This window comes from Pantoea sp. SS70, assembly GCF_029866845.1.
Lineage (GTDB): Bacteria > Pseudomonadota > Gammaproteobacteria > Enterobacterales > Enterobacteriaceae > Pantoea > Pantoea leporis.
Genome location: NZ_CP117199.1, coordinates 1,898,540 through 1,921,688, shown reverse-complemented (window position 1 = coordinate 1,921,688; position 23,149 = coordinate 1,898,540). Strand labels below are relative to the sequence as shown.

Annotated in this window: 18 protein-coding genes; 11 read left to right on the top strand and 7 right to left on the bottom strand. The window is 58.0% G+C overall.

What is annotated here, in order from left to right; genetic code table 11:
* Positions 1–92: 92 nt before the first annotated feature.
* The 3 genes from PO881_RS08950 to PO881_RS08940 are packed head-to-tail and all read left to right on the top strand — an operon-like array spanning position 93 to position 6,780.
* On the top strand, positions 93–1,436 hold the full coding sequence (locus PO881_RS08950; protein ID WP_280172777.1) for an SrfA family protein: 1,344 nt from the start codon (positions 93–95) through the stop codon (positions 1,434–1,436).
* A gap of 2 nt (positions 1,437–1,438) precedes the next feature.
* The gene (locus tag PO881_RS08945) at positions 1,439–4,411 is read left to right on the top strand and encodes a virulence factor SrfB (RefSeq protein WP_280172776.1); all 2,973 of its coding nucleotides are present in this window, start codon (positions 1,439–1,441) and stop codon (positions 4,409–4,411) included.
* A complete protein-coding gene (locus tag PO881_RS08940) occupies positions 4,408–6,780 on the top strand; it encodes a virulence factor SrfC family protein (RefSeq protein ID WP_280172775.1) in 2,373 nt (790 codons plus the stop codon). Before PO881_RS08945 ends, PO881_RS08940 begins: the two co-directional genes overlap by 4 nt.
* Position 6,781: 1 nt before the next feature.
* On the opposite strand, the gene PO881_RS08935 is transcribed toward PO881_RS08940, so the two are convergent.
* From PO881_RS08935 to PO881_RS08925, 3 genes are all read right to left on the bottom strand, one after another.
* The gene (locus tag PO881_RS08935; RefSeq protein ID WP_210081625.1) at positions 6,782–7,054 is read right to left on the bottom strand and encodes a barstar family protein; all 273 of its coding nucleotides are present in this window, start codon (positions 7,052–7,054) and stop codon (positions 6,782–6,784) included.
* A gap of 2 nt (positions 7,055–7,056) precedes the next feature.
* The gene (locus PO881_RS08930) at positions 7,057–7,491 is read right to left on the bottom strand and encodes a ribonuclease domain-containing protein (RefSeq protein ID WP_280172774.1); all 435 of its coding nucleotides are present in this window, start codon (positions 7,489–7,491) and stop codon (positions 7,057–7,059) included.
* An 86-nt stretch (positions 7,492–7,577) separates the two neighbouring features.
* Positions 7,578–7,925, bottom strand: coding sequence for a helix-turn-helix domain-containing protein (locus PO881_RS08925; protein ID WP_008110158.1), 348 nt, complete (start codon positions 7,923–7,925; stop codon positions 7,578–7,580).
* Between the two features lie 293 nt (positions 7,926–8,218).
* Between PO881_RS08925 and PO881_RS08920 the strand changes: the two genes are divergently transcribed.
* Complete coding sequence (locus tag PO881_RS08920; protein ID WP_280172773.1) at positions 8,219–9,373, top strand: efflux RND transporter periplasmic adaptor subunit; 1,155 nt, start codon at positions 8,219–8,221, stop codon at positions 9,371–9,373.
* 18 nt (positions 9,374–9,391) lie between these two features.
* Complete coding sequence (gene oqxB / locus PO881_RS08915; RefSeq protein ID WP_192411914.1) at positions 9,392–12,544, top strand: multidrug efflux RND transporter permease subunit OqxB; 3,153 nt, start codon at positions 9,392–9,394, stop codon at positions 12,542–12,544.
* A 113-nt stretch (positions 12,545–12,657) separates the two neighbouring features.
* On the opposite strand, the gene PO881_RS08910 is transcribed toward oqxB, so the two are convergent.
* Positions 12,658–13,143, bottom strand: coding sequence for an Rrf2 family transcriptional regulator (locus PO881_RS08910; protein ID WP_008110154.1), 486 nt, complete (start codon positions 13,141–13,143; stop codon positions 12,658–12,660).
* Positions 13,144–13,301: 158 nt separating this feature from the next.
* Positions 13,302–14,501, bottom strand: coding sequence for an MFS transporter (locus PO881_RS08905; RefSeq protein WP_192411915.1), 1,200 nt, complete (start codon positions 14,499–14,501; stop codon positions 13,302–13,304).
* Between the two features lie 156 nt (positions 14,502–14,657).
* On the opposite strand from PO881_RS08905, the gene tus reads away from it, so the two are divergent.
* The 4 genes from tus to PO881_RS08885 all read left to right on the top strand — a co-directional run bounded on the left by tus (position 14,658) and on the right by PO881_RS08885 (position 17,483).
* The gene (gene tus, locus PO881_RS08900; protein ID WP_101764501.1) at positions 14,658–15,587 is read left to right on the top strand and encodes a DNA replication terminus site-binding protein; all 930 of its coding nucleotides are present in this window, start codon (positions 14,658–14,660) and stop codon (positions 15,585–15,587) included.
* A 93-nt stretch (positions 15,588–15,680) separates the two neighbouring features.
* Positions 15,681–16,244 (top strand): fasciclin domain-containing protein, encoded by a 564-nt coding sequence (locus PO881_RS08895; protein WP_101764502.1) that lies wholly within the window; start codon positions 15,681–15,683, stop codon positions 16,242–16,244.
* Between the two features lie 43 nt (positions 16,245–16,287).
* Positions 16,288–16,842: a sigma-70 family RNA polymerase sigma factor gene (locus tag PO881_RS08890; protein WP_280172885.1), complete on the top strand. Its 555-nt coding sequence runs from the start codon at positions 16,288–16,290 to the stop codon at positions 16,840–16,842.
* Positions 16,839–17,483 (top strand): anti-sigma factor, encoded by a 645-nt coding sequence (locus tag PO881_RS08885; protein WP_280172771.1) that lies wholly within the window; start codon positions 16,839–16,841, stop codon positions 17,481–17,483. The genes PO881_RS08890 and PO881_RS08885 overlap by 4 nt, the downstream gene beginning before the upstream one ends.
* Before the next feature lie 89 nt (positions 17,484–17,572).
* On the opposite strand, the gene fumC is transcribed toward PO881_RS08885, so the two are convergent.
* On the bottom strand, positions 17,573–18,970 hold the full coding sequence (gene fumC, locus PO881_RS08880) for a class II fumarate hydratase (RefSeq protein ID WP_280172770.1): 1,398 nt from the start codon (positions 18,968–18,970) through the stop codon (positions 17,573–17,575).
* Positions 18,971–19,167: 197 nt separating this feature from the next.
* Here fumC and manA point away from each other — a divergent pair, with 197 nt between their 5' ends.
* Together manA and PO881_RS08870 are read left to right on the top strand one after the other, a co-directional pair.
* Positions 19,168–20,343 carry a mannose-6-phosphate isomerase gene (gene manA, locus PO881_RS08875; RefSeq protein WP_280172769.1) on the top strand — a complete coding sequence of 392 codons (1,176 nt, stop codon included), beginning with the start codon at positions 19,168–19,170 and terminating at the stop codon, positions 20,341–20,343.
* 132 nt (positions 20,344–20,475) lie between these two features.
* Positions 20,476–21,975 (top strand): YdgA family protein, encoded by a 1,500-nt coding sequence (locus PO881_RS08870; protein WP_280172768.1) that lies wholly within the window; start codon positions 20,476–20,478, stop codon positions 21,973–21,975.
* Positions 21,976–22,001: 26 nt separating this feature from the next.
* Here PO881_RS08870 and malI read toward each other — a convergent pair whose 3' ends face one another.
* On the bottom strand, positions 22,002–23,030 hold the full coding sequence (gene malI, locus PO881_RS08865; RefSeq protein ID WP_110866062.1) for a Mal regulon transcriptional regulator MalI: 1,029 nt from the start codon (positions 23,028–23,030) through the stop codon (positions 22,002–22,004).
* Positions 23,031–23,149 lie beyond the last annotated feature (119 nt).

The window sequence follows — 23,149 nt, the reverse complement described above, 5'->3', positions numbered from 1 at the left end:
GTTTGATTTCGCTGCATTTGGCTTAAGATCACTATCATCGCCAAAAACACACACTGTTCTGCCTCAGACAACCACCGATAAGGGCCCAACGAGTGGCAAAAACTTTTCTGCGCAGCGGCAATCTGGACACGGTACTGGCACTGGGTGAAAACGGCCAGCCGGTCTGGACGTCCGCGCTGCAAATCCGTGAAACCCTGCGCCTGCGCCGCCAAACCACGCTGGCCAATTGCCTCGCGATCCCGCAGGTCAACGAGCGCGGTGACCGCCTCGATTGGTACGCCCCGTTTACTGGCAAAGTAAAATCCTGGCTGGGTGCCAGCGATCATGAGCGCCGTCAGGCGCTGGAACTGCTGACGCTAAACCAGCAGGATCTGCAGGCGCTGAGCCTGCGTGCACGCGATGCGGAGAATCCGGCGATGCGCTTGTTTGGTGCGTTGCTGAGCAAAACGTTGCAGTTCCCGGATCAGCAGTACGTTTATCTGGTGGATGGCAAACCGGTGATCACCTTCTGGGGCTTTGTTGATCCACAGGCGCGTTCGCGTGATGACGCGCTGGCCTGTCTGCGCGATTCGCTGGAAGATGCGCTGCCGCCGCTGCTGCCGGAACCGCCAGCACCTGCTCCGCTGGTGGTTGCGCCGGTAATTGCGCCGCTGATCGAGGTGCCGCCTGCCGCTGCTCTACCGATGATGGAGCCGGAACCTGAAGCCGAAGAACCGGCGGTTGAGGACATTGCTGAGCCCGCGCCTGAACCGCTACCCGAACCTGTCGCGCCGCCACGTCGCGCCTTTGCCGTGCGTCCGCTGATGCTGCTGTTGCCGGTTGCGGCGCTGGTGGCTGCGGGCGTCGCCTACTGGCTGCACAGCGCGCCGCAACCTGCTGCGATTAGCGTTGCGGATGTGCCGGTGCCGGTGAGTAAGCCGCCTGCCGTGATGGTTAAAGCGGAAAAACTCGCCGCCACGCTGCCACAAACCGCCGCCACCGTCGTTGCCGCCGCGCCGGTTACCACACCTGTCGCGCTGCCTGAGGTGGTCGCTGAACACACCGAACCGGCCAAAGCGGATGATTTGGTGATGACCACCGAAGATGCGCGCGTTGGATCGGTGAAATTTATTAACGGCACCTGGCGCGTCACGTTGCGTCAAACCAATCTGCCGACCGGCAAACCGCCAAGCCTGCGCTATCAAATCCGCAACGGCAAAGGCACCGCCACCATTACCCAGGGCGACAACATCCGCTGTAAAGCCGATGTCACCGCCGCGATGACCAGTGCCGGCAGCATGGAAGTGCGCAGCCGCTATACTGCGACCTGCAGCGATAAATCGCGTTACCGCATGCCGGAACTGGTGTGTAAAGCCGGTGATGGCATCGCCAGCTGTACTGCGCAATACGGCGCAGATCAGGTCTTCCCGTTGACGATTAAGCGTGAGAGTAAGTAAACATGTTGGCTCCCCTCATCGATGACAAACAGAAAATCACGCTGATTGAAGATAGCGGTGTGCAGTTTCTTGATTTTGGTTTGCGTTTACCTGCGTTGCAGGCTCGCCGCCAGTTCGTGCGGCAAACCGCCAACGGCCCGCTGCTGCGTCTCAACGTCGACGGTAACAGCGGCAAGTTCCTGCTCTATCCGGAAGATGGCGGCTCGGCGGAAGTGGTGCGTCCGGAAACGGATATCGCGTTAGCCGATTCTCTGAAGCTGCTGGCCCATCAATGGCTGCCGCTGCCGGTGCTGCGCTGCACCAGCGGACGTCGTTTTATCGGCGGCCCGGACAACTGGGCACGTCTGCATCTGGCGCCGCTGGCGCAACCCGACGCGGCAGGCAACACCCATCGCATCACCCTCGCCTTTGATACGCGCATTGTGTCTGAGCAGGATGGCGGCGAGCAGCACGGTTTAAGCAAAGCCGATGCGCAGAACGGCGTCAGTTTCGCCCTCGCCTGGCACAACTACGAGCTGGGTGAATTCCTCGACCATACATGGGTTGATGGCTGGCTGCGTGAAACCTTTAGCCAGCAGGTGCATGCGCTGGAATCACGCCGTGAGCAGGAGCTGAACCAGGCGCTGCGTGAATTCGAATACCAGGCGCACTATCTCAACCTGCTGGAACTGCTGGGCGAACAGCTCGATCTGGCGGAAATCTATATTCAGGCAACTTCGCTGCAAACCCCGGCGGTCAACGTCGATATCATTCTCGACGTCGGCAACTCGCATACCTGCGGCATTCTGGTGGAAGATCACGCCGAAGAGAGCAGCGGCCTGCGTCAAACCTACGAGCTGCAGCTGCGCGATCTCTCCGAGCCGCATCAGGTTTACAACGAGCTGTTCGACAGCCGTCTGGAGTTTGCTGAAACCCGTTTCGGTAAGGCCAACTTCTCGCTGGAGAGCGGCCGCGAAAACGCTTTTATGTGGCCGTCGCTGACGCGCGTAGGCCGGGAAGCCAGCCGTCTGGCGTTGCTGCGTGCCGGCACCGAAGGCAGCACCGGTTTGTCCAGTCCGCGCCGCTATTTGTGGGATGAAGCGCGCTATCAGCCAGGCTGGCGCTTCAACGCCAACGGCAGCAGCGATGAGCCGCAAGCCACCGCGCTGCCGTTCACCCTACTGATTAACGACGAAGGCCAGCCGCTGCACGCGCTGGCGGAAGACGATCGTCTGCCGGTGTTCTCCGCCAGCTACAGCCGCAGTTCGCTGATGACCTTTATGCTGTGCGAACTGCTGGCGCAGGCGATGATGCAGATGAACAGCGTGGCGCAGCGCCAGCGCATGCCGCAAAGCCAGGCGCCGCGCCAGCTGCGTCATGTGATCCTGACGCTGCCGTCGGCGATGCCGAAGCCGGAGCGTGAGATTTTCCGTCGCCGCATGCAGGAAGCCATCGCGCTGGTATGGAAAGCCGAGGGCTGGCATCCGGCCGAAGAGGAATTTACCGCCGCCAGCCAGGCAAACAGCCTGCGTCCGGTACCGGATGTGCAGATGGAGTGGGACGAAGCCACCTGTGGTCAAATGGTGTGGCTATTCAACGAAACCCAGGTCAACTTTGCCGGCCGCGCAGAAGATTTCTTCAGCAGCATGGCGCGCCCGGATCGTCCGCGTGAAGTTGACGAGCTGCCGGGTAAAAGCCTGCGCATCGCCTCGATTGATATCGGCGGCGGCACCACCGATTTAGCCATTACCCAATATCGCCTCGATGACGGCCAGGGCAACAACGTCAAAATCACCCCGCGCTTACTGTTCCGCGAAGGTTTCAAAGTCGCCGGTGACGATATTCTGCTGGACGTGATTCAGCTGTGGATTCTGCCAGCGTTGCAGCAGAGCTTGCAGAAAGCCGGTTTGCAGCTGGCCGAACCGCTGATGAACAAGCTGTTTGGTCACGACAGCCGCATGGACGGACAAGCCACGCTGCGTCAGCAAGTGACGCTACAGCTGTTTATTCCGCTGGCGCAGGCGGTGCTGGAGCAGTATGAAAATTGGGATCCGCTCGACAGCCATAGCGAGATCAACGCGCTGTTCGGCGAGCTGGTGCCGCAAAAACCGGCCAGCAGCGTGCTGGCGTTTGTGAATGGCGAAATTCAGCGCACGCTCGGCGGCGACAGCCGATTCGATCTGCTCGAAGTGCCGCTGGTGGTCAGCATGGCGCAGTTGCACGGCGAGTTCCTGCAACACCGTATGGCGATCATTCCGGCGCTGCGCGCGATGTGTGAAGTGGTGTCGCTGTATCAGTGCGATGTGCTGCTGCTCACCGGTCGTCCGTCACGCTTCCCTGGCATTCAGGCGCTGGTGCGACATCTGCAACCGCTGCCGGGCAGCCGTATTTTGTCGCTGGAAGGCTATCACACCAGCGACTGGTATCCGTTCAACAAGCAGGGCCGCATTGATAACCCGAAATCCACCGCCGCAGTCGGCGCGATGCTGTGCCTGCTGGCGCTCGATCTGCGCCTCAGCAGCTTCTGGTTCCGCGCCGGTGATTTCGAACCGTACTCCACCATTCGCTATCTCGGCGTGCTGGATGAGACCTCGGCGCTCAGCGACGATAATCTGTGTTACAGCGAGATCGATCTCGACAGCAGCAGCTTCGCGCTGGATCGCAAAAGCAGCTTCCGCATTCGCGGCAACGTTTGCCTCGGCTTCCGCCAGCTGGAGAACGATCGCTGGCCGGCCTCGCCGCTGTATAGCCTGAGCATTGTGGACCCGACGCTGGCGCGTCAGGTTGCCGGCGAAAGCGTACTGCGCATTAAGCTGGCGGTGCAGCCCGGCCCGGCTAATCTCGGCCCGGAGCGTTTGGTGCTGAGCGATGCGCGCATGGATGACGGCACGCGTGTGCCGCTGGAGCAACTGAGTCTGAAACTGAACACGCTTTCTGCTACCGGCAACGCGAATGCGCAATATTGGATCGACAGCGGGAGCGTCTGCAAACGATGAGAACTGCCAAAAAAGCCTCGCCGGTTACGCCCGCGAAACGTCTTAGCCTGATGCAGGAAACACTGGATGGCGCGCTGAACTGGGTGGAAACCCATCAGGCGCACACGCCGCGTCTGGCAATGGAAGCTGAAACTCTGACGCTGCAGCTGCGCCGCGCGCGCGTGGAGAGCCATGCATTGGCGCGCCAGCTGGCGCGTCCGGTGACGCTGGCGCTGTTTGGCCAGTCGCAGGCGGGCAAAGCCTGGCTGCTGAGTGAGATGGTCGGTGATGCCCAGGGCCAGTTAATTGCGCGCCTTGGCGATAAAACCCTAAATTATTTCCAGAACATCAATCCCGGCAATCTCGATTTCGCCATCGCCACCCGCTTCAGCCACCAGCGTGAAACGCAATCCAACGCCTGGCCGCTGGAGATGACGCTGCTGAGCGAAGTGGAACTGATTCGTTTGATGCTGGCCTGTGCCAACACCGAACTGCAGCCGGACACGGCGCAGATCGATGCCGCGTTGCAGCGTTTGCAGCGCCACCGTCAGGATGAAGCGCAGCCTGGCCTCGATAGCGATGCGCTGATCACGCTATGGGCGTGGAGCCGTCGTCACCATCGTCATGCCGAGATTCTCGATCGTCACTTCTGGCCGCAGGCGGTAGCGCTGGCGCCGTGGCTCAACGTGGACGACCGCGTGCAGCTGTTTGCCCTGCTGTGGCCGGGACAGAACGCCTTGAACGAAAGCCTGCGCAGCCTGATGCATTTGCGCCACCAGCTGCGCCATGCGCCGCGCGTGTTAGCGCCGCTCAGCATGCTGGTGGATGATGCCGCGCTGCCAGCAGAAAAACTGATTGGCAATGATGCCGACTGGCAGGAGATGATCGAAGTGTGTCCGATCGTCGCCAATCGCGTGGGGAAAGCGCAACATGTTCCGCTGGGATTGCTGTCGCTGCTGACGCTGGAGATCACCTTGCCGCTCAGCTCCACGCCGCGTCAGGCGCTGTACGATGATGCGGATATGCTGGAGCTACCTGCACCGGGCACGCCAGCCGATCGCGCGCAACAGGATGAACTGGCCCAGATGCGCAAACGCGATCCGATGCGCGCCACGCTGCTGGAACAGAAACGCGCACTGCTGCCGGGCCTGTACGCCGCGCGTCAGGGCATTGATCTGATGCTGATCTGTACCGCCGCCAGCCAGCGTCACGACACCGATGTCGCCGCCAGCGCGCTGCGCGAGTGGCACATACATCAAACCATCGCCGCCAGCGGTGAGAAGCCGCGTCTGATTTGGGCGATCACGCCACATGATGCGCGCTATCAGCAGCAGCAGATTAACGTTGATGAAGCGGTGCAACGCCAGATTGGTCAGCCGGGACAGAGTTGGGGTTCGATGCTGGCGCTGGATCGCGCGGGCGTCGATCGCATGGGCAGCTGGTTGCAGGATGAGATGCAGCCGGAAGCGCGCCGTGAGCGTTTAGCGTTGCAGCTCAGCGCGCTACAGCACAAGCTGGTGGAACGTTTGCAGCCGTGGACCGAATCCAGCGCCACGCCAGAACAGGCAGCTCGCAAGCAGGCGATTTCCGATACGCTGCTAAAATGCTTGCAACATCGCACCGGTTTGCACGGCGAACTGCTGGAGCGTTTGCAGCCGTCGCGTGAAGCGGTGCGTCAGCTGTGGCTGAGCCAGAGCAGCAGCCATCACATTCAGCACAGCGCCAAAACCGCGGCCGCTGAGCAGAGCTATTTCGGCATCGGCTTCGAGTTCGATCTGTTTAAAGATGAGCCGGTCGCTGCCGCTGAGCCGCGCAGTTCGGGCGGTCAGCGCGATCAGCAGTTCCCGCAGCAGGTGTTTGCACTGTGGCTGGAGCACTTGCGTCAGTTGCCGGAGAGCCGCAGCCTGCTGGCGCTGCTCAACGTCGATAAGCCGACGCTGGAGATGCTGGTGGAAGAGTTAATAACCGCTAGCTTCCGTCTCAAGGTGCTGAGCAAACTGCAAAGCGCGCTTAACGAGCCGGATGCGCAGGCCAGCGCCCATGAAGCGCGTACCGATCGTCAGGTTTCACGCGCCATGACGGTGCTGGGAGATTTTGTGGCGTGGCTGGGCTTTTTACAGCGCCCGGAGAGCGAACGTCCTGAAAGCCGCGTCAATCGCGGTCAGACGATTTTCGCCCGTCCGCCTGCACCGAGCGTCAGCTTCTCGCCGGGACAGCGTTTGACGCGCTTGTCTGCCGCGCCCGCCAATCATACCGCTTACTACATCTATGACTGGCTGGTGGGGTTGAATTCGGTGATCGTTGAGAACAATGGCTACACCGGCGGCGGCGATTTGCCCGCGAATGCCCGCCAGATGCTGGCGATTTTGCTGTTACCGCTGCACGCGTAGTTTATTCCCCACGCACCAGGCGCAGCTCGCCTTGCAACTGCTGCTGCGCCTCCTCCAGTAACGCCAGCACCGGCGCGAATTCTGCACTCACGCTGGCGTCATCGGCATGCGCTAAATAGAAGGTGGCCGGCAGCGCCATGCCGCCGGTCAGCCAATCCCATAGCGCATCAAGATTGTTACCGAAATCCACTGGGCAGGCACTCTGCTGCACCAGCGCGCGGTAAAACGCCTGGCGATCTGACAAGTTTTCAAAGTCAAAATGGAGCGTCAACATGGTTAAGGCACCTGTTTGTAGCTGCGATAGTGATCGGTGGTGAGGAAAATCAATCCATCATTTGAGTAAAGCAGACGATCGGCGTCGCGGTGACCGCAATCGTAATTCACGTCAGCTTCATACCATTGCCTGCCCGCCTGCATCGGCAGCCTTCTTTCGCGGTTGCTAAAGCGATCGCCACCAATCGCGCGGCCCGGCAACACTTCACACAAGTTGCCCTTGCTGGGATTCCAGCCCTGACGACGCGCTTCATTTTTGGTGAGATAGAGATCGGGTAATGTGTGATGCTGCTGCACCCAACGCGCCACGGTGTTGGCATCGGTGAGCTGCGAAATATCGGGGTGGCTAGCTGACCATTTATCGGACAAACGCGGTTTCAACCCGAGCCACAGCGCGGCCAGGATCAGAATTAAGGCAATCCAGAGTTTTTTTGACATGGTGGCATCCTGAAAAACAGGACGACGATAATAACAGATTTAGGGCAGGGAAAAACGCGGGCCAGCAAAGCTGGCCCTGGCGGGGTTTACTGCATCGCGCTGGCGGATGGCGCGGCGTGACGACGCCATGCCCCCGGCGCTACGCCATACTGGCGTTTAAAGCTGCGGTTAAACGACTGCTGCGAGTCGAAACCGAGTGAAATCGCTACGTTAAGAATCGGTTCATTGCTGGTGGTCAAGCGATCCGCTGACTTCTTCAGCTTCTTCTCACGGATGTATTCGCCCAGAGGCAAACCTGTGTGCTCTTTGAACATACGCTGCAGGTGCCATTTCGAATAACCGGCGCGCCCCGCTACGGTATCCAGATCCAGACGCGTTTCAATATTGTTGTCAATCCAGTCGATCAAATCGTGAATAAATGCGGTGGTCATCATCTCGTTTTCTCCGGTCGCCGTTGCGAACAGTATCAGTATCAGTTGCAATTACACTTTAAGGTTGAACGACTATGCCAGTTAATGCAAGTTTTATTATTGCATTAAATGCCGCACTGCGCGTAGGGGCTTTGATCCTTCTGCAACGTAATGATCAAAACCGCACATAAAGTGTATCAGATATTCTTGCAGATGCAGTTTGAGCAAGCCTACACTCGTGGCGTTTTAATGCAATCATAAAAGTTGCAGATTTTTCGTACGTCTCCTTTCATTTTCACCAAAGCGGAATAACAACAATGCATCTGCAAACGTACAGGGTTCAATGGGCGGTAAGCCTGTCAGGAGTGATATTGCTGGGAAGCCTGCTGGCCGGTTGCGATCGCGGTGTGGCGCAAAACGCCCCGCCGCCACCGCCCGAAGTAAGTGTCGCGCAGGTGGTAGAGCAGAAAGTCAGCCAATGGGATAGCTTCAATGGCCGTTTCGAAGCGGTGCAGAGCGTGCAGCTGCGGCCGCGCGTTTCGGGCTATATCGATCAGGTTAATTATCGCGAAGGCGATGAGGTGAAAAAAGGTCAGGTGCTGTTCACCATTGACGATCGCACCTACCGCGCCACGCTTGAGCAGGCGCAGGCCGAACTCGCTAACGCGCGTAGCCAGGCTACGCTGGCCCGCAGTGAATCGGCGCGTACCGATAAACTGATCGGCACCAATGTCGTGTCACGCGAAGAGTGGGAACAGCGTCGCTCGGCGGCTAATCAGGCGCAGGCCAGCGTGCTGTCAGCACAGGCGGCGGTGGATATGGCGCAGCTGAATCTCGATTTCACCCGCGTTACCGCGCCGATTGAAGGTCGCGCCAGCCGCGCGATGATCACCACCGGCAACTTAGTGACCGCCGGTGATAGCGCCAGCGTGCTGACCACGTTGGTATCGCAGGATCGCATGTACGTCTACTTCGACGTCGATGAAGCCACCTATCTGCATTATCAGGCGATGGCGCGTAAAGGCGAAAATCGCGGGTCGCTGCCGGTAGAAGTAGCGCTGACCGGCGAAGAGGGTTTTCCGCATCGCGGCACCGTGGATTTCCTCGATAACCAGCTGACCGCCAGCACCGGCACCATCCGCATGCGCGCCTCGCTGGATAATCAGCAGCGTCAGTTCACACCGGGCCTGTTTGCGCGCGTGCGCTTGCCGGGCCGCGCCGACTTCACCGCCCTGTTGATTGATGATAAAGCCGTGCTCACCGATCAGGATCGTAAGTACGTTTACGTGGTCGATGCGCAAGGTAAAGCCCAGCGCCGCGATATTCAGGCCGGCGAGTTAGCCGATGGTCTGCGTATTGTGCAGCAAGGCCTGAAGCCCGGCGACAAGGTGATCGTTAACGGCTTGCAGAAAGTCTTTATGCCTGGCATGCCGGTGAACGCCCAACCGGTGGCGATGCGCTCCGCTCAATAACCTTCGAGACTGCCTTTTATGGATTTCTCCCGCTTTTTTATCGACCGACCGATTTTCGCCGCGGTGCTGTCGATTTTGATCTTTACCACCGGACTGATCGCCATTCCGCTGCTGCCGATCAGTGAATATCCCAACGTGGTGCCACCGAGCGTGCAGGTGCGCGCGGAATATCCCGGTGCCAACCCCAAAGTGATTGCAGATTCTGTGGCGACGCCACTGGAAGAAGCCATAAACGGGGTAGAAAACATGATGTACATGAAATCCGTGGCGGGTTCCGATGGCGTGCTGGTCACCACCGTGACCTTCCGTCCGGGCACCGATCCGGATCAGGCGCAGGTTCAGGTGCAGAACCGCGTGGCGCAGGCTGAAGCGCGTCTGCCGGAAGAGGTGCGCCAACTCGGCCTCACCACGCAGAAGATGTCGCCGACGCTGACGCTGGTGGTGCACATGTTCTCGCCGCACGGCAAGTACGATTCCCTCTATCTGCGTAACTACGCCACCCTTAAGGTGAAGGATGAACTGGCGCGCCTGCCAGGCGTCGGTCAGATTCAGATCTTCGGTGCCGGTGAATACGCGATGCGCGTCTGGCTCGATCCCAATAAGGTGGCGGCACGTGGCTTGACCGCCTCCGATGTGGTCAGCGCGATGCAGGAGCAGAACGTGCAGGTGTCTGCCGGCCAGCTTGGCGCGGAGCCGCTGAAGAAACAGAGCGATTTTCTGCTGTCGATCAACACCCAGGGTCGTCTTGAGAGCGAAGAGCAGTTCGGCAATATCATCCTGAAAACCGCTGACGACGGCACGCTGGTGCGCCTGCGTGACGTGGCGCGCATCGAGATGGGTTCTGGCAGCTACGCGCTGCGTTCACAGCTGAACAACAAAGATGCGGTCGGCATCGGTATCTTCCAGGCACCGGGCGCCAACGCCATCGATCTGTCAAATGCGGTGCGCGACAAAATGGCCGAACTGGCCACCCGTTTCCCGGACGATGTGCAGTGGGCCGCGCCGTACGACCCAACGGTATTCGTGCGTGACTCGATCCGTGCCGTGGTGCAAACGCTGTTCGAAGCGATTGTGCTGGTGGTGCTGGTGGTGATTCTGTTCCTGCAAACCTGGCGCGCCTCGATTATCCCGCTACTGGCGGTGCCGGTTTCGGTGGTCGGTACCTTCAGCATCCTTTATCTGCTCGGCTTCTCGCTCAATACCTTAAGTTTGTTTGGGCTGGTGTTGGCGATCGGTATCGTGGTGGATGACGCCATTGTCGTGGTGGAGAACGTCGAACGTAATATCGAGCAAGGCTTGTCGCCGACGGCGGCGGCGCATCAGGCGATGCGGGAAGTGTCCGGGCCGATTATCGCCATCGCGCTGGTGCTGTGTGCGGTGTTCGTGCCGATGGCGTTCCTGTCCGGCGTGACCGGTCAGTTCTATAAGCAGTTTGCGGTGACGATTGCCATTTCAACGGTGATTTCCGCCATCAACTCGCTGACGCTGTCACCGGCGCTGGCAGCACTGCTGCTGAAGCCACATGATGCCGCAAAGGATATGCCGACGCGCATTATCGATCGCCTGCTCGGCTGGCTGTTCCGTCCGTTCAACCGCTTCTTCCAGCGCAGTTCAGATGGCTATGAATCGCTGGTGGGTAAAACCTTGCGTCGTCGTGGCGCGGTGTTCGGCGTCTACGTGCTGCTGCTGGCCGGTGCGGGCTTTATGTTCCATACCGTGCCGGGCGGCTTTATTCCGACGCAGGACAAGCTCTACCTGATTGGCGGTGTGAAGATGCCGGAAGGTTCGTCGCTGGCGCGTACCGATGAAGTGATTCGCAAGATGAGCGAAATCGGCATGAACACCGAAGGCGTGGCTTATTCGGTCGCCTTCCCCGGTTTGAACGCGTTGCAGTTCACCAACACGCCGAATACCGGCACGGTGTTCTTCGGTTTGAAGCCGTTCAGTGAACGTACGCGCACCGCCGCGGAAATTAATGCTGAGATCAACGCTAAGATCTCGAAAATCCAGCAAGGCTTTGGCTTCTCGATTATGCCACCGCCGATTTTAGGTCTGGGACAAGGTTCGGGTTATTCGCTGTATGTGCAGGATCGCGCGGGGCTCGGTTACGGTGCGCTGCAAACCGCCATCAACACCCTGACCGGTGCGGTGTTGCAGACGCCGGGCATGATGTTCCCGATTTCATCCTACCAGGCCAACGTGCCGCAGCTGGATGTGCAGGTGGATCGGGATAAAGCCAAAGCGCAAGGCGTGTCGCTGACCGAACTGTTCAGCACGCTGCAAACCTATCTCGGATCGTCGTACGTCAACGATTTCAATAAGTTTGGTCGCACCTGGCGCGTGATGGCGCAGGCGGATGGCGATTTCCGCGATAGCGTGCAGGATATCGGTAACCTGCGTACCCGCAACGATCGCGGCGAAATGGTGCCGATTGGCAGTATGGTGAATATCACCACTACATACGGCCCGGATCCGGTGATTCGCTATAACGGCTATCCGGCGGCTGACCTGATTGGTGATGCCGATCCGCGCGTGCTCTCTTCGGCGCAGGCGATGCAGAAGCTGGAGGATATGTCGACGCAGGTGCTGCCGAACGGCATGAACATTGAATGGACCGACCTAAGCTATCAGCAATCAACGCAGGGCAATACCGCGCTGATCGTCTTCCCGGTCGCGGTCCTACTCGCATTCCTGGTGCTGGCGGCGCTGTATGAAAGCTGGACGCTACCGCTGGCGGTGATCCTGATTGTGCCGGTGACTATGCTCTCGGCGCTGGTCGGCGTGTGGCTGACCGGTGGCGATAACAACGTGTTTGTGCAGGTTGGGCTGGTAGTGCTGATGGGACTGGCGTGTAAGAACGCGATTCTTATCGTCGAGTTTGCGCGCGAGCTGGAGATGCAAGGCAAGAGCATTGTCGATGCAGCGCTGGAAGCCTGTCGTCTGCGTCTGCGTCCGATCGTTATGACCTCGATTGCCTTTATCGCCGGTACCATCCCGCTGATTCTTGGCGAAGGTGCGGGCGCAGAAGTGCGCGGCGTAACCGGGATTACCGTGTTCTCCGGCATGTTGGGCGTGACGCTGTTTGGCCTGTTCCTGACGCCGGTGTTCTATGTGACGCTGCGTAAGCTGGTGACGCGCAAGCAACCACAGGCGGAAGTGCAAACTGTGTAAGGGTTTTAGGTGAAATGAACAATCCGGGCCGATGTGCCCGGATTTTTTTTGCGTGCAGATTGAGGCAATAAAAAAGGGCGTCATGAATGACGCCCTTACGGATGAGAGTGGTTTTAGCGGCCTTTTTTACACAGGTCGGCGAGTTCGAGATCGGGCAACTCTTCGCAGTTGCTGGTGTCGTTATGCTTCAGTTCGGCCAGCGCGTCAGCTACGGTGCGGGTTTCCAGCACTTTCAGCGACGCTTCTTCAGCCTCTTCAGCAATCGATTTGAAATACCAACACAGGTTGGCACTGACCAGACAACGCGGTGCCACGTCGGGACGTGACGCCCAGAGTTTTTTATCTTCAATCACAGAAGTATAAATGTCGCGCAGTGTGATTTCGGCGGCCGGGCGACCCAGATGAATGGAACCGGTGCGGCCAAGCGTTGAGACGATGATGCCGTCACGCGTGAGCGGAACCATAAGTTTCCGAATGAAACTGGGGTTCGCTTCAAGACCATACGCCAATATGGCACTGGTCGAGCGTTTGCCCAGTTGCTCCGCCATCGCTACGCTCAAAACCATCTGCAAAGCTGTCGGGAAGCGGTAATCAAGCATTTCAATATCCTGAGTTGCGGTTATCTTGTTGTTTTTATGCCGCGACAATGAGTAATCAATGAGCAATAAATATAACAAACACTGTTGCTTTTTAGAAGTCAACGCCCGTGATCCAGGCACGTATTCCCCATTTAATCGGGCAGAAGCGCACAGGCTGCTTAGTTTATCACTCCCCTTTCCGACTGTGGGCTGGCCTGCGGCAATTTCTGCTGCAAAAGCGCGACCAACAGCACGTTAATCAACGCCAGAACGCATAACAACCACAGCGTGGCGCTGGCACCGAGGTGCTGAAACACATAGCCACCAACCAGCGGCGTCAAGGCCTGACCAATTAAGGCGGGACGCGCCATGCGCCCTACCACAATCGCGTAGGCCTCTGGTTTGACCATCACCAGCGGTAAAGTTCCCCGCACAATGGCACGCAAACCATTTCCAGCACCGTACAGCACCATGCTGAGCACCGCAAACTGCGGATAACACGCCAGCAGCAACAAGCCGAGCGCCACCAATCCCACCGAGAAAAAGGTGGTCCAGATCGGGTGACCGCGCTTGAAGGCGATGTCTACGATGCGCGATGCCACCTGACACGGACCGAGAATCGCACTGATGGCCAGCGCCGACGCCAGCGTGTGGCCGCTGGCCTGCAGCAGGGTGATCAGCTGCACCGAAATCGCCGTCATGATCACCGATGCGAGCGTGAAAATGCTGCACAGCAGCCAAAACAGTGTCGGTGCCAGTTCGTCGCCCTGCGCGGTCGGTTTTACCTTAGCGGCGGCGATTTTCGCTTCTGGCGCGGGTAGCGCGTAGAGATAGGCGGGCAACACTGAAACACATAACAATCCGGCAATGGCAAAACAGGCGTTACGCCAATCCAGCCAGTGAATCAGCAGCGCGGTGCCCGGCCACACGATAGTGGTACAGAAGCCAGAAATCAGCGTAATGCCGGTTATCGCGCCGCGTGCCTGGCCGCCATAGAGCGTGCCGAGCGTGGCAAACAGCGCATCGTACAGGCCCATCGCCATACCTACGCCGATAATCAGCCAGGCAAACAGAAACAGCGGCAGATTGTGGCTTAATCCCATGATCACCAGACCGATCGCCATCACCGCCCCGCTCGCCGCCAGCAATGCGCGGCCATAGGAGCGGGAAATCAGTCGCCCACTCAGCGGCGCCAGCAAACCGGAAATCAGCATGCCGAGCGATAGCGCGCCATACACCCATTGCTGCGACCAGCCGGTTTCCGCCACGATCGGATTGGCCATCACCGCCATCAAATAGAAGGATCCGCCCCACGACAGGATTTGTACTACGCCAAGCGTAACTATGGCGGCGGCAGGTGGCTTTGGCTGAGGCTTCACAACATTATTCCGTTAGCAGGCAAAGCATTGTTATAACACGTTCATCCAGCTTGAAAAATCCCACGTTTCCCTGCTTAACAAAATCCCTGCGCAATGCTGGCAGACCGGCACCCAAGCCAGTACACTGAAAGCATGTTGTAACTATGGAGGCGTTTTATGGCTCGTTATGATTTGGTTGCCGATCTGCACGAATGCGTTAATGCGCTGGAGGCGGGATTGGGCGCGTTACGTCAACACATTGAGCAGCAACCGCTGTTGATTGCGCGCGTGTTTAGTCTGCCGGAAATCGAGAAAGGCCGCGAACATGATGAAATTGAACGCATCGCGGTGACGCAGCATCTTGGTAAAACGGCACGCGACATGGCGCTAATGCATTACTGCCGCCTGTTTATGCAGCATCAATCGGAAAAGCTCAGCACCAAAGCCGCCGTGCGCTTGCCGGGCGCGATTTGCATTGAAGCCGACGGCGATGTGCATGCGCAGATTACGCAGCAGGTTGCCGAGATTAATACTTTGAAGCAGCGGCTGGAACAGCTGATCACCGTGGAGTCGGGCTTGCCGAGCGAGGCGCGCTTTGAGTTCGTCCACCAGCATCTGCGCGGGTTAATTACGCTTAACGCCTACCGCAGCGTCACGCTGCTCAACGCGCCGGACAGTTTGCGCTTTGGCTGGGCGAATAAAAACATCATCAAAAACGTCACGCGTGATGCGGTGGTAGAACAGCTGGAGCGCAGCCTGAAGGCCAATCGTGCGCAGGCACCGTGGACGCGGGAACAGTGGGCGGAGAAAGTGCAGCAAGAGCTGGAAGCAATCCTCGCGTTGCCAGCCGGTGCGAAGCTGAAAATCAAGCGTCCGGTGAAGGTGCAGCCGATTGCCCGCGTATGGCGCGCCAGCGAGAAGAAACAGGTGCAGCTTGCCTGCCCTTCTCCGCTGCTGGTGCTGTGCCGCGATCGCACGCAGGTGCCGATTCTGGGAGAACTGCTGAACTACGATGCCGATAACGTTGCCTGGCGTCATAAACCGCTGGCCGAGCCGCTGCATCTGATCATTCCGCGCCTGCATTTGTGGAGCGATCGGCTGGCGTAAAATTTATTTTTAAATCGCTGCATCCAATTCGCAGGCTGCCCTCGTATATCAGAGTGTGAGCAACTTCTTCGCTCCCTACTACGAGGATTTATGATGAAAAAGCTAATGAGCATTGCAGTCGTATCCAGCACTTTACTGTTCACCGCAGGTGCATTTGCCGCCATGAATGATGACTCCGTGATGGTCGGCGGCGCAGCGATGTATCCGCAAAAGAACATCGTTGAAAACGCGCTGAACTCCAAAGATCACACCACGCTGGTTGCTGCTGTTAAAGCGGCGGGTTTGGTGGAAACCCTCGAAGGTAAAGGTCCGTTTACTGTCTTCGCGCCAACCAATGCGGCCTTCGCCAAGTTGCCTGCGGGCACCGTTGATAGCCTGGTCAAACCGGAGAACAAAGCGAAGTTGACCAGCATCCTGACTTATCATGTGGTGGCCGGTAAATACGACATGAAAGCGCTGGAGAAAAAAATTAAGCAAGGTGGCGGACATGCCGAGCTGAAAACCGTCAACGGCCAACCGTTGTGGATTATGAATAATGGCCCGCACAATATTCAGCTGAAAGATGGTCAAGGCAATGTGGCGAATATCAGCACTTATGACGTCAATCAGAAAAATGGTGTGATTGATGTGATTGATACCGTCTTGATGCCTAAGTAATTGCCTATACTCGGATTGGGCATTTTAGCCAACCGGGAAGATGATGGATAACAGGCTTGCAGAACGGTTAGACAACTTATTGCCGGCGATCGCAAAAGGCGATCGCCGCGCGTTTGAGCAACTGTATCGACTTACGTCGCCGCACCTGTTCGCCCTCGCCCTGCGCATGCTGCGTCAGCAAGGTTGGGCGGAAGAGGTGCTGCACGATTGCTACCTCACCATCTGGAACCGCGCCGCCTCTTACGATGCTGCCCTGAGCGCGCCGATGACGTGGATGACGCACATTGTGCGCAATCGCTGCATTGACGGGTTACGCAGCGGACAGGCGCGCCTGACGCTGGAGGCAGAAGAGTTTAGCGACCTGCTACCAATCACCAGCGAAGACGAACAGAATAACTTGCACGATCCGGCACAAGCCGATCGCCTGCGACACTGCATTGGCCATCTGAGCAGCGAACAGCAGCAAAGCATCACGCTCGCCTATTATCAGGGGATGTCCCACAGTGATATTGCCGCCTGGCTGCAACAGCCGGTTGGCTCGGTAAAAAGCTGGATTCGCCGCGCGCTGGAGCATCTGCGGGAGTGTGTGGGCCTATGAACGATAAATTACAACGCGATGATGCCTTATCAGCTGAGTATGCGCTGGGCACCTTGAGTGGGCTGGCGCGTTTGAGCTTTGCACGCAGGTTGCGAAACGAGCCCGCGCTCGCGGCTAATGTTGCGCGCTGGCAAGCCCTGCTAGCGGGCCTGGATAATCAGCTTGCGCCCGTCACGCCACCGGAAAAGGTGTGGAAAAAGATTACATTGAGTTTGCCCGAGCAACGCGTCATTCAACCCAAACGCCATTATGCGGGCTGGCTGGCGGCTGCCAGTGTCGCGGCGTTCGCCCTGCTCGCCTCACTGTTCCTGCAGCAGCCGACGTTAACACCGTTGACGGTACTGAACGACGCCCAGCATCAACAGCAATGGGTGGTCAGCGCGGACAGCAAACTGGCGCAGCTGAGCCTGACGCCGTTACATCCCGTGACCATCGCCGATAACAACAGTTTGCAGCTGTGGCTGATTCCGCCAGGCAAAGCGCCGATTTCATTGGGTTTGTTGGATAACCAGAAGGCAACGGATGTGGCGTTGAATAGCACGATTTCCCGCTCAGGCATCATTGCCATCAGCCTTGAACCGCGCGGCGGCTCGCCAACCGGGCAGCCAACCGGTCCGGTGTTGTATAGCGGGCAGCTATAAATCACCGCACAATCCGTAGCGGCGCGATTTATCGCGCAATCAATTGCGCCGCTACGAGGGTGCTACGTCTGCCAGTTTTTAACAGCGGTTTACTGCTTCATGCTGCCCACCATCTCCTCCGGACGCACCCACTCATCGAACTGCTCTTCGGTCAGATAGCCCAGCTTCAGCGCCGAGCCTTTCAGCGTCAGGCCTTCTTTATGGGCTTTCTTGGCGATTTCCGCCGCTTTGTCGTAGCCGATATGGGTATTCAGCGCCGTCACCAGCATCAGCGATTCGTTCAGCAGCTGATCGATGCGCTCGCGTACCGGTTCAATGCCAATCGCGCAGTGGTGATTGAAGCTGTCCATGCCGTCGGCCAGCAGACGCACCGATTGCAGGAAGTTGTGGATCACCATCGGACGGAACACGTTGAGCTCAAAGTTGCCGGACGCGCCGCCAATATTCACCGCCACGTCGTTGCCCATCACCTGACAACACAGCATGGTTAGCGCTTCGCACTGCGTGGGGTTCACTTTGCCTGGCATGATCGAGCTGCCTGGCTCATTTTCCGGGATCGCCAGTTCGCCAATGCCGCAACGCGGGCCAGAGGCCAGCCAGCGCACGTCGTTGGCAATTTTCATTAGCGAAGCTGCCAGGCCTTTCAGCGCACCGTGCGCGTGCACCAGCGCATCGCAGGTCGCCAGCGCCTCGAACTTGTTCGGCGCGGTGACAAACGGCTGTTTGGTCAAATCGGCCAGCGCTTTAGCGACGCGAACCGCGTATTCCGGATGGGTATTCAGGCCAGTCCCGACCGCGGTGCCGCCCAGCGCCAGCTCCGCTACGTGCGGAATACTGTTCTCAATGTGTTTGAGATTGTGCTCAAGCATCGCCACCCAGCCGGAGATCTCCTGACCCAGCGTCAGCGGTGTCGCATCCTGTAAGTGGGTACGACCAATCTTGACGATATTTTTGAAGGCGTCGGATTTTTCACTCAGCGTCTTTTTCAGCACGTGAATCTGCGGAATCAGCTGCTCCCGCACGGCGATGACCGCGGCCACGTGCATGGCGGTGGGGAACACATCGTTGGAGCTTTGGCTTTTATTCACGTCGTCATTTGGGTGCACCAGACGCGACATGCCACGCTCGCCGCCAAGAATTTCACTGGCGCGGTTGGCCAGCACTTCATTCATGTTCATGTTGGTCTGGGTGCCGGAGCCGGTCTGCCAAATTGCCAGCGGAAACTCCTCGCTGTGCTTATCGGCCAGCACTTCGTCGGCGGCTTTGAGAATCGCCTGGGCACGATCGGCCGGAAGCAAGCCGAGATCCTGGTTCACCTGCGCCGCCGCGCGCTTGGTCAGCGCCAGCGCATGCACCAATGCCACGGGCATTTTCTCGGTTGAGATTTTGAAATGTTCCAGCGAACGCTGGGTTTGTGCGCCCCACAACTTATCTGCCGGTACTTCAATCGGTCCCATTGAGTCTTTTTCAATGCGATTGGCTGCCATGACTACGTCTCCTTAGCTCAGATTTTGAGGTTTCCGCTTTAAACGCCTTCCCGCGACGCCGTTGAGCGAGCAAGATTGTCACATACAAGAATTTAACATTATGCGAGCCTATCGCCTTTATTGCACTTGTTCGTGTATTTTCTATGGCACTTTCTGCTTTAATAAGCCTATTTACTTACGGTTATTAAGGGTAAACGATGCAAAAATTGAACAATTCGCTGCAAAATTACGCGTGGGGCAGCAAAACTGCGCTGACCGAACTCTATGGCATCGAAAATCCACAAGGTTTGCCGATGGCGGAACTGTGGATGGGCGCGCACCCGAAAAGCCCGTCTACCGTTGAGGTCAACGGCGAAGTGCGTTCGCTGCGTGAGGTAATTGATGCCGACAAAGTCGCCATGCTCGGCAAAGCGGTGGCTGAACGTTTCGGCGAGCTGCCGTTCCTGTTTAAAGTGCTGTGCGCCGATCAGCCGCTGTCGATTCAGGTGCACCCCAGCAAAGCCGCTGCCGAACAGGGTTTTGCGCGTGAAAATGCCGCGGGCATTCCGCTGAGCGCTGCCGAACGTAACTATAAAGATGCTAATCACAAGCCCGAGCTGGTGTATGCGCTGACACCCTTCCAGGCGATGAACGGTTTCCGTGAGCTGCATGAGATTGTCTCGCTGCTGGAGCCGGTGGCCGGTGCGCATCCGCAGATCGCTCACTTCCTCGAAAACACTGATGAAGCCAATCTGGCAAAACTGTTCGCCACGCTGCTGTCGCTGCAAGACGAGGCCAAATCGCGCGCCATCGGCGTACTGAAATCGGCGCTCAATGGGCGTGAAGGCGAACCGTGGCAGACCATCAAATCTATCGCCATCGATTATCCGGATGACAGCGGTCTGTTTTCGCCGCTGCTGCTCAATGTTATTACCCTGCAGCCCGGCGAAGCGATGTTCCTGTTTGCCGAAACGCCGCACGCCTATCTGAAAGGTGTGGCGCTGGAAGTGATGGCGAACTCCGATAACGTGCTGCGCGCCGGTCTGACGCCGAAGTTCATCGATATCCCGGAACTGCTGGCTAACCTGAAGTTTCAGGCAAAACCGGCCGCGACGCTGCTAACGCAGCCGCAGCGCGACGGCGAAACCCTGAACTTCCCGATTCCGGTAGAGGACTTTGCCTTTGCCATTCATGGGCTTTCCGCTGCGCCGCAAACGCTGGCACAAAACAGCGCGGCCCTGCTGTTCTGCATTGAAGGTCAGGCGATAATTGAGAAGTCCGGACAACAGCTGGTGCTGAAGCCGGGTGAATCCTGCTTTGTCGCTGCCAATGAGTCGCCGGTCAACGCGGCAGGCACCGGACGGCTGGCGCGCGTGTTTAATACGCTCAACTGAGATCCGGCTGACGCTGACAGCATTAACTGCTATTCTTTTAAACTATTAATTTAAAACGCCTGCGGGCGTTTTTCTTCACCCGTCGCGCACCGATCAGCGGCGTGCGGACGCAAGGATAAGGACGACACAGCGATGAAAAAGACCCAGGTTGCCGTAGGTGTGATTGTGGCGCTCGGCGTGATTTGGACTGGTGCTGCATGGTTTACCGGTAAACAACTGGAAAGCCATATTGATGAGATGTTGCAGAACGCCAACGCGCAACTAAATGCTTACGCGCCGAACAGCCGTTTAACGCTGAGCTATCAGGATTATCAGCGCGGCGTGTTCAGCAGCAAAACCAAATTGGTGGTACAGGCCAGCTCGCAAACCAATGACAATCCGCTGTTGAAGCCTGGTCAAAGTATCGTGCTGAACGAGACGATCGATCACGGTCCTTTCCCGTTCGCCCAGTTGAAGCGCGGCAGCCTGATCCCAAGTATGGCGTCTGTACATACCGAACTGGAAAACACCGATGCGGTGAAGAAACTGTTTGAACTGACCAACGGCAAATCGCTGGTCAACGCCGATACCCGCGTCGGCTACAGCGGTGCGACCAATACCGATCTCAACCTGCTGGCGGTGGATTACAACAATCCGCAGACCGGCGATCGTCTGGCCACCAATGGCGGCACGCTGAACATCAGCGCCGACAGCAAAGGTGACAAAGTCAGCCTCGACGGCGACTTCTCCAGCATCGCGATCACCAGCAAAAACCAGGTTGAGCTGCCGGTGCTGTTTACGCTGAATGGCCTGAAGCTGAGCGGCGATACCCATCTCAGCCCGGAAGGCGTGCGCGTCGGCGATCAGTCGATCTCTCTGGATAAACTGGATGCCAGCATCAACGGTCAGGAGGGTTTGTCGCTGGAGAAGCTGAAAACCACCTCATCCTTCGACAATAAAGAAGGCAAGATTGGTGGGCAGTTAGATGTCGATGTTGACAAAATTACCCTGCAGAAGCAGCCGTTTGGTGAAGCTAAGCTGGCGATGAAGTTTGCGCAGTTTGATGCGCAGGCGGTGAAAGCCTTCTCCGATACTTACAACGCGCAGATGCAGGATCTGCTGAACCAGCCGGGCGTGGCGGAAGATCCGATTCGCTATCAGGCCAGCGTGCAAACCATTCTGCGTAATAACCTGCCAACGCTGTTGAAAGGCTCGCCAACGCTGAGCATCGCGCCGCTGAGCTGGAAAAATGAAAAAGGTGAAAGCACCTTTAACCTGAACGTGGGCTTTAACGATCCGGCCACCGTGAGCGGCGAGGCGCAGAGTTTGGGTGCCGCAGTGGATCGCGTGCTGAAAACCCTCGACGGCAAGCTGGCGATCAATATGCCAATGGCAACCGAAACCATGCGTCATGTCGGTTTGGCGGAAGGTTATCAGGGTGACGATGCGCAGAAACTGGCGGATCAGCAGGTTAAGGGTTTAGCAGCGATGGGCCAGATGTTCCGCCTGACGCAGCAGCAGGATGATAACATCGTCACCAGCCTGCAGTACGGCAACGGCCAGGTCACCATGAATGGCGACAAGATGACGCTGGAGCAGTTCCTGTCACGCTATATGCTGGGCGCACCAACCAGCGAAGGTATGCCAGAGTAATTCATGGGGCGGCCAACTGGCCGCCCTTACACTTCGCCGCGCATTAGCTGCGGCGGCACAATCAAACTCTGAATCTCCGCTTCCGGCTGCGCCAGCCGCTGCAACATCCGCTCCGCCGCTCTTCTCCCCACATCACGCGCTTCACTACTGACAAAGGTCATGGTGGGATCGTGCAACTCCCGCTGCGGATCGTCATTAAAGCCCACCAGCGCCAGCTGCTGCGTGTAGTAGCTATCCACCGCGCCTTCACCAAAGGTTCGCCCACAGCGTAACGCGCCAAAATAGCAGCCGAGCGCGGTGCTGCCGTTATGCGCCAGAATCGCGGTGATGCCGGGATGTTGACGCAACAACTGCAGCGTTAACGCGGACACGCTTTGCTGGCGATCGTCGCACTCGATAATCCAGTCGGACCGGAACGATAGGCCGTATTGCAGCAAGGTGGCGCAATAGCCGCCAATCCGCTCGGCGCGCGTCAGTGACGATCCCAAACCGCCCATCCAGGCGATGCGCTGATGTCCCTGTCGAATCAGATACTCCGTCGCCATGCGCGCCGCCTGGCTGTTATCGGGCCGCAGTGAGTCGACATTGTCGAGGCTGCTGGCGCGCGAAGCGCAAACCAACGCGATGTTTTGCTCCTGCGCCTGCGGCACCAGCGTTTCTGCTTGCGCCGCCGCGCCGCCGAGCACAATGCCTTCCGCGCCCTGCGCCACCAGCGTGTCAAAACAGCGTTTAAGGTGTTGTCCGTGCTGACCGCTTTGTGTCAGCACCAGCACTTTGCCCTGCTGCTCCAGCACTTCACTGAGTCCGGCCGTCATCGCGGCATAAAAGGGCTGGCTGAGATCGCGCACGATCAGGCCGATCACGCCGCTTTCGCCGCCGCGCAAAATCGAGGCTGAGCGATTACGCACGTAGCCAAGCTGCTCAATCGCCTGATTAACGCGTATGGCCGTAGCGGGCGAGATGCGCCCTTTGCCGGAGAGCACCAACGACACGGTAGAGACCGACACCCCGGCGACCAACGCCACATCATGAATAGTGGTTTTCTGCTGGGACATAGTGTTCCGTTACCAACGTCCAAATTCAAAGAGATAAAACGTTACACTGATTGCACCAAAAATAAAGCCTGCAATTAGTCACTCTTTGTGATTATAGCCACAAAAATAAGTGGTAAAAC

What these genes read in the sequence shown, in the direction of transcription:
- PO881_RS08895 (WP_101764502.1), top strand. Translation starts at nt 15,681, where the DNA reads ATGAAAAAGCTAATGAGCATTGCAGTCGTATCCAGCACTTTACTGTTC.
- oqxB (WP_192411914.1), top strand. Translation starts at nt 9,392, where the DNA reads ATGGATTTCTCCCGCTTTTTTATCGACCGACCGATTTTCGCCGCGGTG.
- manA (WP_280172769.1), top strand. Translation starts at nt 19,168, where the DNA reads ATGCAAAAATTGAACAATTCGCTGCAAAATTACGCGTGGGGCAGCAAA.
- PO881_RS08945 (WP_280172776.1), top strand. Translation starts at nt 1,439, where the DNA reads ATGTTGGCTCCCCTCATCGATGACAAACAGAAAATCACGCTGATTGAA.
- PO881_RS08885 (WP_280172771.1), top strand. Translation starts at nt 16,839, where the DNA reads ATGAACGATAAATTACAACGCGATGATGCCTTATCAGCTGAGTATGCG.
- PO881_RS08935 (WP_210081625.1), bottom strand. Translation starts at nt 7,054, where the DNA reads ATGTTGACGCTCCATTTTGACTTTGAAAACTTGTCAGATCGCCAGGCG.
- tus (WP_101764501.1), top strand. Translation starts at nt 14,658, where the DNA reads ATGGCTCGTTATGATTTGGTTGCCGATCTGCACGAATGCGTTAATGCG.
- PO881_RS08870 (WP_280172768.1), top strand. Translation starts at nt 20,476, where the DNA reads ATGAAAAAGACCCAGGTTGCCGTAGGTGTGATTGTGGCGCTCGGCGTG.
- PO881_RS08920 (WP_280172773.1), top strand. Translation starts at nt 8,219, where the DNA reads ATGCATCTGCAAACGTACAGGGTTCAATGGGCGGTAAGCCTGTCAGGA.
- PO881_RS08910 (WP_008110154.1), bottom strand. Translation starts at nt 13,143, where the DNA reads ATGCTTGATTACCGCTTCCCGACAGCTTTGCAGATGGTTTTGAGCGTA.
- PO881_RS08940 (WP_280172775.1), top strand. Translation starts at nt 4,408, where the DNA reads ATGAGAACTGCCAAAAAAGCCTCGCCGGTTACGCCCGCGAAACGTCTT.
- fumC (WP_280172770.1), bottom strand. Translation starts at nt 18,970, where the DNA reads ATGGCAGCCAATCGCATTGAAAAAGACTCAATGGGACCGATTGAAGTA.
- PO881_RS08890 (WP_280172885.1), top strand. Translation starts at nt 16,288, where the DNA reads ATGGATAACAGGCTTGCAGAACGGTTAGACAACTTATTGCCGGCGATC.
- malI (WP_110866062.1), bottom strand. Translation starts at nt 23,030, where the DNA reads ATGTCCCAGCAGAAAACCACTATTCATGATGTGGCGTTGGTCGCCGGG.
- PO881_RS08925 (WP_008110158.1), bottom strand. Translation starts at nt 7,925, where the DNA reads ATGATGACCACCGCATTTATTCACGATTTGATCGACTGGATTGACAAC.
- PO881_RS08930 (WP_280172774.1), bottom strand. Translation starts at nt 7,491, where the DNA reads ATGTCAAAAAAACTCTGGATTGCCTTAATTCTGATCCTGGCCGCGCTG.